13 protein-coding genes are annotated in these 13,472 nt (G+C 58.0%); 9 read left to right on the top strand and 4 right to left on the bottom strand.

What is annotated here, in order from left to right; translation table 11 throughout:
• Positions 1–300: 300 nt before the first annotated feature.
• From AC2TEM_RS12120 to upp, 7 genes are all read left to right on the top strand, one after another.
• Entirely contained in the window at positions 301–732 is a 432-nt protein-coding gene (locus tag AC2TEM_RS12120; protein WP_170420879.1) for a hypothetical protein, read from the top strand.
• Positions 695–1,798, top strand: a complete 1,104-nt coding sequence (locus AC2TEM_RS12125; protein ID WP_170420881.1) for a cupin domain-containing protein — start codon at positions 695–697, stop codon at positions 1,796–1,798. Before AC2TEM_RS12120 ends, AC2TEM_RS12125 begins: the two co-directional genes overlap by 38 nt.
• A 104-nt stretch (positions 1,799–1,902) precedes the next feature.
• On the top strand, positions 1,903–2,295 hold the full coding sequence (locus tag AC2TEM_RS12130; protein WP_170391936.1) for a cytidine deaminase: 393 nt from the start codon (positions 1,903–1,905) through the stop codon (positions 2,293–2,295).
• 4 nt (positions 2,296–2,299) lie between these two features.
• The gene (locus AC2TEM_RS12135) at positions 2,300–3,607 is read left to right on the top strand and encodes a thymidine phosphorylase (protein WP_170422406.1); all 1,308 of its coding nucleotides are present in this window, start codon (positions 2,300–2,302) and stop codon (positions 3,605–3,607) included.
• Positions 3,604–4,815: a phosphopentomutase gene (locus tag AC2TEM_RS12140; RefSeq protein WP_480856200.1), complete on the top strand. Its 1,212-nt coding sequence runs from the start codon at positions 3,604–3,606 to the stop codon at positions 4,813–4,815. Before AC2TEM_RS12135 ends, AC2TEM_RS12140 begins: the two co-directional genes overlap by 4 nt.
• Positions 4,812–5,798, top strand: coding sequence for an adenosine deaminase (locus AC2TEM_RS12145; RefSeq protein ID WP_170401310.1), 987 nt, complete (start codon positions 4,812–4,814; stop codon positions 5,796–5,798). Before AC2TEM_RS12140 ends, AC2TEM_RS12145 begins: the two co-directional genes overlap by 4 nt.
• The gene (gene upp, locus AC2TEM_RS12150) at positions 5,795–6,427 is read left to right on the top strand and encodes a uracil phosphoribosyltransferase (RefSeq protein ID WP_170391930.1); all 633 of its coding nucleotides are present in this window, start codon (positions 5,795–5,797) and stop codon (positions 6,425–6,427) included. Before AC2TEM_RS12145 ends, upp begins: the two co-directional genes overlap by 4 nt.
• A gap of 3 nt (positions 6,428–6,430) precedes the next feature.
• On the opposite strand, the gene AC2TEM_RS12155 is transcribed toward upp, so the two are convergent.
• Positions 6,431–7,444, bottom strand: coding sequence for a hypothetical protein (locus AC2TEM_RS12155; protein WP_480856201.1), 1,014 nt, complete (start codon positions 7,442–7,444; stop codon positions 6,431–6,433).
• Between the two features lie 147 nt (positions 7,445–7,591).
• Between AC2TEM_RS12155 and AC2TEM_RS12160 the strand changes: the two genes are divergently transcribed.
• Both AC2TEM_RS12160 and AC2TEM_RS12165 read left to right on the top strand, forming a co-directional pair.
• Positions 7,592–8,530 carry a DMT family transporter gene (locus AC2TEM_RS12160; RefSeq protein ID WP_170391926.1) on the top strand — a complete coding sequence of 313 codons (939 nt, stop codon included), beginning with the start codon at positions 7,592–7,594 and terminating at the stop codon, positions 8,528–8,530.
• A 209-nt stretch (positions 8,531–8,739) separates the two neighbouring features.
• A complete protein-coding gene (locus AC2TEM_RS12165; protein ID WP_480856202.1) occupies positions 8,740–9,516 on the top strand; it encodes a Hint domain-containing protein in 777 nt (258 codons plus the stop codon).
• Positions 9,517–9,569: 53 nt separating this feature from the next.
• Here AC2TEM_RS12165 and AC2TEM_RS12170 read toward each other — a convergent pair whose 3' ends face one another.
• The 3 genes from AC2TEM_RS12170 to AC2TEM_RS12180 are packed head-to-tail and all read right to left on the bottom strand — an operon-like array spanning position 9,570 to position 13,463.
• Complete coding sequence (locus AC2TEM_RS12170) at positions 9,570–11,771, bottom strand: 3-hydroxyacyl-CoA dehydrogenase NAD-binding domain-containing protein (RefSeq protein WP_480856203.1); 2,202 nt, start codon at positions 11,769–11,771, stop codon at positions 9,570–9,572.
• Positions 11,764–12,252, bottom strand: coding sequence for a cupin domain-containing protein (locus AC2TEM_RS12175; RefSeq protein ID WP_170420894.1), 489 nt, complete (start codon positions 12,250–12,252; stop codon positions 11,764–11,766). The genes AC2TEM_RS12170 and AC2TEM_RS12175 overlap by 8 nt, the downstream gene beginning before the upstream one ends.
• Complete coding sequence (locus tag AC2TEM_RS12180) at positions 12,252–13,463, bottom strand: acetyl-CoA C-acetyltransferase (RefSeq protein ID WP_170420896.1); 1,212 nt, start codon at positions 13,461–13,463, stop codon at positions 12,252–12,254. Before AC2TEM_RS12180 ends, AC2TEM_RS12175 begins: the two co-directional genes overlap by 1 nt.
• Between the last annotated feature and the right edge of the window lie 9 nt (positions 13,464–13,472).

Raw genomic sequence — 13,472 nt, forward strand, 5'->3', positions numbered from 1 at the left:
CGGACACCAGAAGCGGCGGACCTTATCATGCGTCATGAAGACAAAGCTTGTGCTAGTGCGCAATTTGCCAACCCTTCAATCAGGATTGGTGCCAATCGGAATGTCTTCTTTGTTGTGCTTATTTCGGCGGTTTCATTTCTTTGCGTAGTTGTGATTTGGCACCAACCGGCAGCAACTTTCATCCAAGAAGGCGGGTTGATTGAGACGATATCGGCCTCTGCGTTACTGGCTGCCGGTTTGGTCGCGTTGGTACGCTTCCGAGGCGTCTCGCGGCTTTACATCGCGGTGGTCTGCCTGCTGTTGGCCGAGCGCGAATTGGAGGCGGAGGTGTACACAGAAGGCAGCGCGCCTTTCGTGGTGCTAAACTGGGTTGATTTATTGCTTGATGTGACTGCAGTAAGGATCGTTTTGGCTGCGATCGTCATTGGTGGTTTGCTCTGGCATGGGATACCGAACGGAATTAAGGCACTTAAAATCCGCGCGCCTTTTCTGATGATTTTTTTCCTGGCCGGAAGTGTTGCGGTGCTGGCTCAGCTTCTTGAGGAAATCAGCGGATTGTTCGACGAATACCTTTCGGTTGCGATGGTTACACGTTTGTTCGTGATGGAAGAAACGCTGGAGATGTACTTTTCGATTGGCATTTTGGCTGCTGTTCTGATCGGATGGCCAAAACCAAAATCCGAAGAGAAACAGAATGACCAGCAATACCGGCGACTCCCTCACGCGCGCTGAAATCCGACTGCCGACGCAGGAACTGCGCAACGATATCCCGTTTTATACCAAGGTACTGGGGATGCGGATGGATATGATCTATCCGGCAGATGACCCTCGGGTTGCCGTGTTCTCTGGTCACGGTCTGCGCTTGCGGATCGAGAAAGATGCAGCTGAAGCGGCGGGAACGTTGCGCATTCTGACATCCGATCCAGATGGTTTTGCAGAAGGTCAACGAAGTCTTGTAGCCCCAAACGGCACCCGGATCGAGATTGACGAGTTGAACCCGCCGCTGATCATGCCGGATACGGTCCACTCTTTTGTTGTCCGTAGGCTCAAGGATCAGGCGCCGTGGATCATTGGACGGGCAGGGATGCATTATCGCGATCTCGTGCCGGACCGGCTGGGCGGATCGATTATCGCCAGCCATATACGTATCCCAGATGGCGGTCCTGTGCCCGATATGGTGCATTTCCACAAAGTCGGATTTCAGCTGATCTTCTGCATCCACGGCTGGGTCGATGTGGTCTACGAAGATCAGGGCGACAAGATGCGCCTGACGGCAGGCGATTGCTTTATTCAGCCGCCTGAAATCCGCCACCGCGTGCTGGAAGCGTCAGACAACGTTCAGGTGATCGAGATTGGTGTCCCAGCCGAGCATGTCACGGAGATTGATCATGAGATGGAACTGCCCACCCCGCATTTCCGTCCGGATCGGGAATGGGATGGGCAGCGGTTCGTTTACAATCAAGCCAATGATGCCGACTGGGTGCCATTCCGCTTGCCCGGTTACATCTGCCGTGACACGACGATTGCCGAGAATACCAAAGGCGTGGCGGGCGTTCAGGTCGTGCGCCGGGGCGAGGGTAACCCTCAATGGGCCAGCCACGACACCGACATACACTTTACCTTCGTGATGACCGGCGAGGTGACTCTTGAGGGTGAAGGGCGGGAGCCCTATCGGTTGGAACAGGGCGATGCCTTCGTCATCCCGCCGGGAATGCGAACACGGCTGTCAGACCCCTCGCAGGATATGGAACTGCTTGAGGTGACTTTGCCGGGGACCTTCAACACGACGTTGGGTTAGGGCCAAGAAGAAGTGGATAATGGCGTCAAGGGGGCTTCAATTCCCCCGTCGCTTTCCAGTAGGGTATGATATTCTGACCAGATGATCAAAAATTGGGATTCGCCATGTCTTTGAAAGATGCAGCTTTGGCCGTTCGGGAAAATGCCCACGCGCCTTATTCGAATTTCAAGGTCGGGGCGGCGATCCGGTCCAGTTCAGGTGTGATCTATTTTGGCTGCAATGTCGAAAATATTGCTTACCCCGAAGGTACGTGCGCCGAGGCCGGGGCAATCGCGGCAATGGTCGCCGCTGGTGAAAAAGAACTGACCGAGGTCTACGTGGTCGCCAGCAGCCCGCAGCCGGTGCCCCCATGTGGTGGATGCCGTCAGAAACTGGCCGAGTTCGGAAACGGGGATGTGGTCGTTACAATGGCGACGGTTGATGGTCTGGAAACCAAAACCACGATTGCCGATCTATTGCCGGGTGCGTTCGACGCGTCGCATATGGAGGATGTCTGACTTCATGGATGCGCGCTCGATCATCGCCAAACTTCGCCGTCAGGAAGTACCAACCGGCGACGAACTAATGTGGTTCGCGCAAGGCCTGGCCGATGGTGGCGTCAGTGACGCGCAGGCCGGGGCCTTTGCAATGGCTGTCTGTATGGGCGGTCTGGGGGCCAATGGGCGGGCTGATTTGACTGTTGCCATGCGCGACAGCGGCGAGGTGCTGACGTGGGAATTGGACGGGCCGGTTGTCGATAAGCATTCGACCGGTGGGGTCGGCGATTGCGTCAGCCTGCTGCTTGCCCCGGCTTTGGCGGAATGCGGGGCGTATGTGCCGATGATCTCGGGGCGTGGTCTGGGCCATACCGGGGGCACTCTGGACAAGCTCGAGGCCATACCGGGAGTGACCACTCAGATCGGGCAGGCGCGACTGACGCAAGTGCTGAAAGACACCGGGGCAGCCATCGTGGGGGCAACGGGCCAGATCGCCCCTGCGGACAAGCGGCTGTATGCGGTTCGCGATGTGACGGCGACGGTGGAGAGCCTTGACCTGATTACGGCATCAATCCTGTCCAAGAAGCTGGCGGCTAGCCCGGATGCGTTGGTTCTGGACGTTAAGGTGGGCAGCGGCGCGTTCATGAAGACACTCGATGAGGCACGCAATTTGGCGCAGGCCTTGACCGAAACGGCTAATGCCGCTGGTTGCCGTACATCCGCAGTGATCACCGACATGAGCCAGCCCCTCGCTTCCGCACTTGGCAATGCGCTGGAAGTGGCCGAGGTGATGAAAGCTTTGACCAGCGGGCAGGGATCACCTTTGGCGGAAATCTCGGCCGAGTTGGGGGGCGTTCTCATGGCGGATGCCGGTATGTGCGCAACGGCAGAGGAAGGGAACACCAGAATAACCCAAGTGATCCGCGATGGTCGTGCAGCCGAACGGTTCGGACGCATGATGGCTGCCGTGGGTGGACCGGTGCATTTCGTTGACACATGGGATCGGTTTTTGCCGGAGGCCAATGTGATCCGGGAAGTTCATGCTCCGCATGGCGGATATATCTCGTCTATTGATGGCGAGGCGCTGGGCCTCGCAGTCGTGGCCCTAGGCGGTGGGCGCCAGATCGAGAGCGATGAGATTGATCCGGCGGTTGGCTTGTCGGGCATTCTGAGGGTCGGAGATAAGGTGACCAAAGGCGCTCCGTTGGCGGTTGTTCATGCGGGGCGGGAAGATGCGGCGCAAAGGGCTGCGGCGGTGGTACTGGATGCTATTTCGCTGAGTGACGAACCGGTAGTACAACCGCCTCAAATCCATGAAAGGATCAGCGCATGAGCCGCGCTTTCCTGGTGGTGATGGACTCGGTGGGTATCGGCGGCGCGCCGGATGCCGATCGTTTTTTCAACGGGTCCAAACCTGATACGGGCGCGAACACAGTGGCCCACATAGCACAAGCTTGTGCCGAGGGGCGCGCGGAAGAAGGGCGGAGCGGACCGTTGCAACTGCCCAACCTGGATGCCTTGGGGCTGGGGGCGGCGACCCGTCTGGCCTCGGGCGTACCGACGCCGGGGCTTGAGGCTGCGCCCACGGGGCTTTGGGGTTGCGCCCGCGAACACTCACCCGGCAAGGATACGCCTTCGGGGCATTGGGAACTGGCAGGTTTGCCAGTGCCATGGGATTGGCACTATTTCCCGGACACCCGACCCGCATTTCCCGAAACCCTAAGTATAGCCGCTGCCAAGGCCGCAGGGACCGACGGTATTTTGGGCAATCGCCATGCCTCGGGGACGACGATCATCTCAGAACTGGGGGGCGAGCATATACGTACCGGCTGGCCGATCTGCTACACGTCTGCCGATAGCGTATTCCAGATTGCCGCCCATGAAGACAGCTTTGGGCTCGACCGCCTGCTGGATATGTGCCGCACCCTTGCGCCGCGATTGCACGAGATGAAAGTGGGCCGCGTTATCGCCCGGCCGTTTGTCGGAACGCCCGAAAAGGGGTTCACCCGGACAACCAACCGCAAGGATTTTGCCATAGTTCCACCTGAACCCGTTCTTACGAATTGGGCACAGGATGCCGGTCGCCGTGTGCATGCGGTGGGCAAGATTGGCGATATATTTTCAATGCAGGGGATCGACACGCTGCTAAAGGGTTCGGACGCAGAGTTGATGCACCACCTTTCGGACCTCGTTGATGAGGCGGAAGAGGGCAGTCTGACATTTGCAAACTTTGTCGAGTTCGACAGTCTGTATGGCCATCGGCGCGATATCAGCGGCTATGCCCGTGCGCTGGAATGGTTCGATCGTGAAATTGGCGCGATCCTACAAAAACTGCGCCCCGGTGATCTGATGCTATTGACCGCAGACCACGGCAACGACCCCAGTTGGAGCGGCACTGACCACACCCGTGAACAAGTGCCCGTGCTGATCGCAGGGCAGGGCATGGGCGAGATCGGTCCCGTGAACTTTGCCGATATCGCCGCCAGTATCGCGCACCACCTGAACATACCGGTGCAAGGGCCGGGAAGGACTTTTATATGACAGTCGCTGACCTGCCTAAGATCGAATTACATTTGCACCATGAAGGCGCCGCTCCGCCTAGCTTCATACGCCAACTGGCCCATGAGAAACGAGTGGACCTGAGCGGGATATTCAAACCCGACGGCTCTTATGATTTCCGCGACTTTGCCCATTTCCTTAGCGTTTATGAGGCTGCGTGCGAGGTGCTGAAAACACCTGAAGATTTCCGCCGCCTAACGCTGGCCATTCTGGAAGAGAGCGCCGCGAATGGTGTGGTGTATTCCGAAACATTCCTTAGCCCGGATTTCTGCGGCGGTGGCGATTTGCATGCATGGAAGGATTACCTGACTGCGATTCAGGACGCCGCAGACGAGGCCGAGCGCAAATTCGGGATCACCCTGCGTGGTGTCATCACCTGCGTGCGCCATTTTGGACCCGAGCAAGCCAAGGCCAGCGCCCATTGTGCGGCTGAAACCGCAGGTGACTGGATTACCGGATTTGGTATGGGCGGCAACGAATCCGTCGGAACGCAGGGCGATTTCAAATGGGCCTTTGACTGCGCGCGCGAGGCTGGGTTGCGATTGACGACCCATGCCGGTGAATTTGGCGGTCCAGAGAGTGTTCGGGATGCCGTCCGTGATTTGGGGGTCGAGCGCATAGGCCATGGCGTCCGCGCCATCGAAGACCCGGATCTTGTGTACGAGTTAGTTGACCGGGGCATAACGCTTGAGGTCTGCCCGGGTTCAAACGTGGTACTGGGCCTGTTTCCTGATTTTGCCGCACATCCCATCGCTAAATTGCGTGATGCAGGCGTCAACGTCACGGTATCCACTGACGATCCGCCGTTTTTTCATACCACGATGCGGCGCGAATATGAGATGCTGAATGCAGCGTTCGGCTGGCAAGCCGAAGATTTTGCTGCCCTGAATGAAACAGCCCTGAACGCGGCCTTTTGCGATGAAGAGACCCGCGCGCGGGTCAAGAAAAGACTGGAGACATCATGAGCGATCACCTGACCGTCGTCGACCACCCACTGGTGCAGCACAAATTGACGCTCATGCGGGACAAAGGCACCTCAACCGCTGTGTTCCGGCAGTTGCTGCGCGAGATCACGCTTTTGCTGGCTTATGAGGTCACCCGCGAGATGCCGCTGACCACCCGCCATATCGAAACCCCGATGGAAGAAATGGACGCTCCCATTCTGGCGGGCAAGAAATTGGCGCTGGTATCGATCCTGCGGGCTGGAAACGGGATGTTGGACGGCGTGCTGGAGCTGATCCCCTCTGCCCGAGTGGGGTTCGTGGGGCTTTATCGGGATGAAGAGACGCTGAAGCCGGTCCAATACTATTTCAAAGCTCCCGAGGGTTTGACGGACCGTTTGGTCATTGCTGTTGATCCGATGCTGGCAACCGGCAACAGCTCGGCTGCGGCCATTGATTTGCTGAAAGAGCAGGGGGCGAAAGATATCCGCTTTCTGTGCCTGCTGGCTGCCCCCGAGGGCGTCGCGCGCATGAAAGAGGCGCACCCGGATGTCAAAATCGTCACGGCCGCGCTGGATCGTGAACTGAACTCAAAGGGTTACATTATGCCTGGACTAGGTGACGCCGGGGATCGGATGTTCGGGACCAAATAGGTGCTATTGCCCGCAGATATTCTGTAGCCGGACCCAATCGCGGTCGGGCAGTACCTGTTCCAAAGTACGACCCGCCATCGGATCGGCTTCTATCAATCCAAGAACGGACTCGCCTGTGATATCAATCGCATAGGCGTATGGGGTCGAGGGCAGAGCGGTCTGTGCAAAAACCGCGAGCAGCACGTCATCGCTTAGCTGCGGCTGTGGACCGGATAGAACCTGCTCGGTGTAGGTGTCCACGATCTCGGGCGTCAATTCGCCGGTGGTCAGCAACCGAAATGCGGCACTCGGGCCTGTACGGTCCAACAGATCGTCCAGCGGTTCCTGCTGAGTTGCCCGCGCGCGCGCAGCTATGATGTATCCGGCGGCAACGGCTGGGTCTTCGTGATCTTCGACCAGTGCCCGGTTTAGCAGCACGGTTCCACCCGGCAGGCTCAGGCTGTCAGGCAGACCTGCTGGTAGGATCACGATTTGGCGGACACCGGTGCGGCGCGCCAGCTGATCCAGCGACGCTTGCGCATCAGGCGAAGAGCAAGCCTTGCCTGACACCCTTTCGATCCGCTGCAGGATTGCATCGCCGATTTCTTGTTGCTTGACCTCTGGCACTACCGAAACAACATGGCGCTGCAGTGCGCTGGGTAGCCAAAACAAAAGCACTGCCAAGACCGCCAGAACAACCCCTACAACGCTGAGCCAGCGCAGCCGTCCGGGATGTGGTCTGGCACGGTCGATCGCGCGCTGCAGCCGGTCAATTGCTTCGATCATTGTGGTTTCAGATTCTGCAAGCTCCAGTGTTTCGCCGGGATCGCCGTCGGGATTGAATATTGCAGGGTAGGTTCCGGGGTTTTGTCGCTCTAGCGCCGCCAGCGACCAATGGGTCAGCGCGCTGTCATTGAAGTCAGAAATCGTCAGAGTGGCTTCACCAATCGATACGACTACTTCGCGCCGTTGCTCATTGGGCGAGGGACGCCACAGACCGGTGGCTTCGATCCGCTGGTACTGTTTGAGTGCGGTCATCGGGTAATGCTGCTCGAATATTATTTTGCGCCAAGCTTAGCATGGCGAAAACCAGCGGCGCAAACCTGTTGCGCAGTGTTTGTGAAATGTGCTGAGTGTGCCGGGTAAGTTTCGGCCAGAACGGGCTGATTAAGGGCAGAGGCGCGGATGCAGTCACAACAACAAACCCATTCAATCATGGCGTCGTTGCTGATGGTTGCGGCCATGTCCATTATCGGCGTGATCGACAATTTCGTGATCCGCGTGGCCGAGAGCGTGGGGCTATGGCAGTTTCACCTAAGTCGCGCCTTACTGATGCTGCCGCTGATCGCGGTGTTGTCGATATTGGGTATGGGCACCTTGAGGCCCCGGCGGATTGGTGTCGTCGCGGTGCGCAGCGTGTTGATCACGCTGGCAATGCTTTTCTATTTCAGCGCGCTGGCATTGATGCCCATCGCTCAGGCGCTTGCCGGGTTATTCACATCGCCGATATTCGTGCTGTTGATTTCGGCCCTTTTGTTGAAGCAGCGCATAGGTCCCTGGCGGATCGTGGCTGTTTTATTGGGGTTTTCGGGAATTCTGTGCGTATTGCAGCCGGACCCGACATCATTTGACGTAAAGACGCTACTGCCAGTCGCTGGTGGCTTCTTTTACGCACTCAGCGCTGTTGTAACGCGTACCCACTGTTCGGACGAAAGCACTGTTGCGCTGCTTGCGGCGATGGTTGTCACGCTGGGGCTTGCAGGGGCAGTCGGACTGATCTGGCTTGCCCTGTATCCGGTTGGCGTGCCAGTCGGGCCGGATGGCTTTGCGATGCGCGGTTGGGTTTGGCCGATGCAAGACGCGTTACCTTGGGTTGTGGTTCAGGCCGTGGGCTCAACAATTGCCGTTTTCATGCTGATCAAAGCCTATCAACTGGGTGAGCCATCATATGTCGCAGTCTTTGAATACTCGGTCATGATATTTGGCCCGCTCTTTGCCTGGGTGGCGTTTGGGCAGTCCGTCGGGCAGATGCAAATCATCGGCATTGGCATGATCGCCTCTGCCGGAGTGCTGCTTGGGTGGCGGGAGCGGCGGATATCCTCGCTACAGCAGGCGGCGCAGTAAGAACGGAATAGAATCGGCTTGTATCCGTCATAGTATCGTTTCGAGATGCAGATCAAAGCCCGTTCGGAATACTGATTTGTTTATTGAAAACCAGTAAATTGCGGCGAAACTGACCTAATTTGGCCACAAATGTGGCAAAACTAAGTCAAATTGAGGCACAACTCTAAGACCTTCTGAGTTGTTTGAAGGTGCCAACAGGGGGACGGCACGTGTTAGAGTTAGTGAGTGTTTCGGGGTATTCGAAACGTGAAGTTAAAGGCCGACAGGCCTTTGTGGGACGGGCCGCATCAGCGCGTCGTGGGGGATTGCTGCACGGAACCAAAGTGTCCACAACAGGGGGCTGGAAACGGGTCGAAAGACTGGTTGCAGGTGATCTGGTGCGGACACGGGACCATGGGTTCAAAGAACTGAGACGCGTTTGCGTCGACCGCATTGTTGTGGCTGGAGACGAGCGTCGGCCCGAGCATCTGCCGATCCTTGTGCCATCCCGAGCAGCATACAATGGGCGTCCTGTTTGGCTGATGCCGGAACAAGGTATGGCGTTGGATCAAGGCAAGCTTGGCGTCGGAATCGAGGGGGTCTCGATCATTCCAGCTCGAACGCTCAGCGGGGTGGGGCGTATTGAGTCCAGCACGCCTGCGCAGTCATTCGATGTCACGTCATTATTCTTTGACGAGGATGAGCTGGTTTTTATCGAGGGCGGATTTCAGGCTTATTGCCCGTCCGGTCGCATGAATACCGGTTCAAGTCGAAACCCGGAGTTTTATGAAGTCGCAGATGCCGAACACGCCGATCTTCTGATCGAGGCCGTGACCGGCAAAGGGAACCTTTCGGCTTTGACCAACCCGTTGGCCGCGTTACCTGCACCCATTCCGCAAGAGCCAATTTTCCCGATCCGACCGGCATTGGGCGTACGTCGACCCGGGCGACCGGGGCGGCCCAATATGCCTGCGCTGTTCCTGCGGCCTGAATGGCAGCTGCAATAGTAGGTGTTTGAGTATGAAGCAGGCGCATGGGCTCATGCGCCTGCTGTCATTGTTCAGGCGGCCTGTGCTTCGGGGTTGAAGCGGCCATAGAAGCTCTGACCTTTTTCCGCCATCTCGCGCAGCAGCGGCGGGCAGGTAAAGCGCTCACCATAGGCTTCGGTAAGTTGATCGCAGCGTTCGGCGGCGTAGGGCGTACCAATGATGTCCAACCAGCTGAGCGGGCCACCGGACCACGGGGCAAAGCCCCAGCCAAGGATCGCACCCACGTCGCCCTCGCGGATATCTTCCAGAACACCTTCTTCCAGCGCACGGACGGCTTCCAGAACCTGCGCGAACATCAGACGTTCCTGCACTTCGATCAGGTCGGGCTGGTTTGCGGCATGTGGGTATTTGTCCTGCAGGCCCTTCCAATACTCGACGCGTTTGCCCTTGTCGTCATAGTCGAAGAATCCTGCATTGGCCTTGCGACCCAGACGACCTTGTTCTTCCATCCAAAAGATCAGATCATCGCCCGGATTTTCCGGGTAAGCGTTGCCCATAGCTGCCTTAGTAGCGCGGGCGATCTTGGCCCCCAGGTCAATCGAGGTTTCGTCGTTCAGCTGAATGGGTCCTACGGGGAAGCCCAACTGACGCGCCGCATTGTCGATCAGAACAGGGCTGACGCCTTCGGTGATCATCCGCAGACCTTCGTTGATGTACGGAATAATGCAGCGGTTGGCGTAGAAGAAGCGCGCGTCATTGACCACGATCGGTGTCTTGCGGATTTGGCGCACATAGTCCAGCGCCTTGGCGACAGCACGATCACCGGTTTCCTTGCCTTTGATGATTTCAACCAGGAACATCTTCTCGACCGGTGAGAAGAAGTGGATGCCAATGAATTGCTCGGGCCGTACGCTGGCCTTGGCCAGATCTGTGATCGGTAGGGTCGAGGTGTTCGACGCAAAGATGCAATCCTCGGGGATGATCGCCTCAACCTTCTTGGTCATTTCAGCCTTGACGCCGGGGTCTTCGAACACCGCTTCGATGATCAGGTCGCAGCCTTTCAGGTGCTCCAGATCGGGCGTGGCGGTGATACGGGCCAACAGGGCTTCTTTCTTCTCAGCCGTCGCTTTGCCGCGTTTGATCCCTTTATCCATGTAGCTTTCGCTATAGGCTTTGCCCTTGTCGGCAGCCGCCTGATCGCGGTCGATCAGAACGACCTCCATCCCGGCCTGTGCCGAGACTAGCGCGATACCAGCCCCCATCATGCCGGCACCCAGAACGCCGATCTTCTTGACCCGCTGATCGGGCACGTCCTTGGGCCGCACTGCGCCTTTCTCCAGCGCCTCCTTGTTCAGAAACAGCGACCGGATCATCGCCGACGAGGACGGGTTCATGAGCACATTGGTGAACCAGCGCGCCTCAATCTTCAAGGCGGTGTCGAAGTCAACCAGCGCGCCTTCATAGATCGAACTCAGTAGAGCCTTGGGTGCCGGGAAGGCACCTTGGGTCTTGCCGTTCACCATGGCGCTTGCGCCCACGAAGGTCATGAAACCGGCGGGGTGGTAGGGAGCGCCGCCGGGCATCTTGTAGCCCTTGGCATCCCACGGCTTTACCAGATCGGCTTCCTTGGCGTTCAGTACCCATTCCTTGGCTGCCGCAACCGGATCATCCGCCACCGCGTCGATCAATTGCGCGCCTTTGGCCTTCTTCGGGTCCATCATCTTGCCTTCAAGCAAGACGGGTGCCGCCGCCATTGCGCCGACCATACGGCTGTAGCGCATGGTGCCGCCTCCACCGGGGAAGATACCCAGCAGAATCTCAGGCAGGCCGATCTTGGATTTCGGATTGCTGGTCATCACACGGTGATGACAGGCCAATGCGATCTCGGTCCCGATCCCTGCGCAGGTGCCGTTGATGGCACAGGCGACCGGCTTGCCGCCTTTTTTGGACTTGGGGTCCATGCCTGCCAGTTCCAGCCGACGTAAGATGTTATGGCCACTCATGACGAAATCGAACAGTGCCTGCGCGGGTTCGTCGCCGGCCTCCTGTCGGATCGTGGCGAGCGTGCTCAAGTCCATGCCGCCTGCAAACGACCCTTCTTTTCCACTGGTGATAACGATGCCCTTGATCTCATCATCCGCCAGCGCCTGATCGATCAGATCACCGACCAGAGTGAAGGCCTCGCGCGACAGGACGTTCATGGATTTGCCGGGAACGTCCCAGGTGATGAAGGCGACGCCATCGGCGTCTTTGCTGAGAGTGAAATCAGTCATTGTCATCTCCAATCTGGTCAGCCGTCAGCGGGCTGCCATCCTTGCGAGTGAAAGAGAATCCGTTCTCATCATCTTTCACCATCATGTCTATATCGCTGTAATAGCCGGTCTCGGTCGGGGTCCGGGTGCCCACCACCAGAAAGGTTGCAGGCGTGTCGGTTTTGTTCACAAGGTGATGGCCATTGGCCTCACCTGCAGGCCAAGCGGCGCAGTCACCAGGCAGCATCTCATGCTCGCCATCATCATCGATCAGCATGCATTTGCCGCTGAGCATGATGGCAAACTCGTCCTGCTCCATGTGGTAATGGCGCAGCGAGGATAGCCCTGAGGGTTCCAAACGTACGATGTTGACCCCGTATTGGGTCAGCCCGCCTGCATCTCCGACGCGCTGGACAAAACGACCCGCGGTGGCCTCGGCTAGCTTACCGGGGTAAGATGAACCGCCTTTGAACGGTATCTGAGAAAGATCCAGTTTGGGCATCAGACGCGCTCGATAATTGTTGCCGCACCCATACCGGATGCGATGCAGAGCGTGGCCAGACCGGTTTCCTTGTCCTGACGCTCCAACTCGTCCAGCAGCGTACCGATAATCATCGCGCCGGTTGCACCCAGCGGGTGACCCATCGCGATCGAGCCGCCGTTGACGTTAACCAGCGCCGGATCAACATCAAACGCCTGCTGGAAGCGCAGCACGACCGAGGCGAAGGCTTCGTTCACTTCGAAAAGGTCCAGATCACCGATTTTCATTCCGTTGTCGGCCAGAATTTTCTCAGTCACCGGAACCGGACCGGTCAGCATTATGGTCGGATCAGTGCCGATCTTGGCAGTTGCCTTGATGCGCGCGCGCGGCTTCAGGCCGTATTTCTCGCCGAACTCCTTATTACCGATCAGCACAGCGGCCGCACCGTCCACGATGCCCGAGCTGTTGCCCGCGTGGTGTATGTGGTTGATCCGCTCAAGATGCGGGTATTTGATCATCGCCACCTTGTCGAAGCCCGGCATCTGCTCACCCATCATTGCGAAAGACGGGTTCAGCGCGCCAAGCGACTGCATGTCTGTGCCGGGACGCATGTACTCGTCGCGGTCCAGAATTGTCAGACCGTTCTGATCTTTGATGGTGATCACCGACTTTTCAAACCGGTTGTCTTCCCAAGCCGCTGCTGCGCGTTTTTGGGATTCAACGGCCAGAGCATCCGCATCATCGCGGCTGAACCCATATTCAGTTGCGATTATGTCAGCCGAGATACCTTGCGGCACAAAATAGGTTTCCATCGCCAAAGACGGGTCAACGGCAATCGCCGCACCGTCGCTACCCATGGCCACGCGGCCCATCATCTCGACACCACCTGCGATATAGGCTTCACCCGCGCCGCCTTTGACCTGGTTTGCCGCCAAGTTCACAGCTTCCATGCCCGAGGCGCAGAAACGGTTGATCGCCAGACCGGGGATCGATTCATCTAGATCCGAAGCCAGAACTGCCGAGCGCGCCAGACAGCCGCCTTGCTCCATCACCTGCGTGACGTTGCCCCAGATCACGTCTTCAACGGCGTGACCTTCCAGATTATTGCGCTCTTTCATTGCGTTCAGGGTCAGGGCGGACAGGCGCACCGAGGTTACCTCGTGCAGGCTGCCATCCTTGCGGCCCTTGCCGCGCGGAGTGCGCAGGGCGTCATAGATATAGGCTTCGGTCATGGGGTCTTC

The organism is Ruegeria sp. HKCCD3925 (assembly GCF_057221175.1).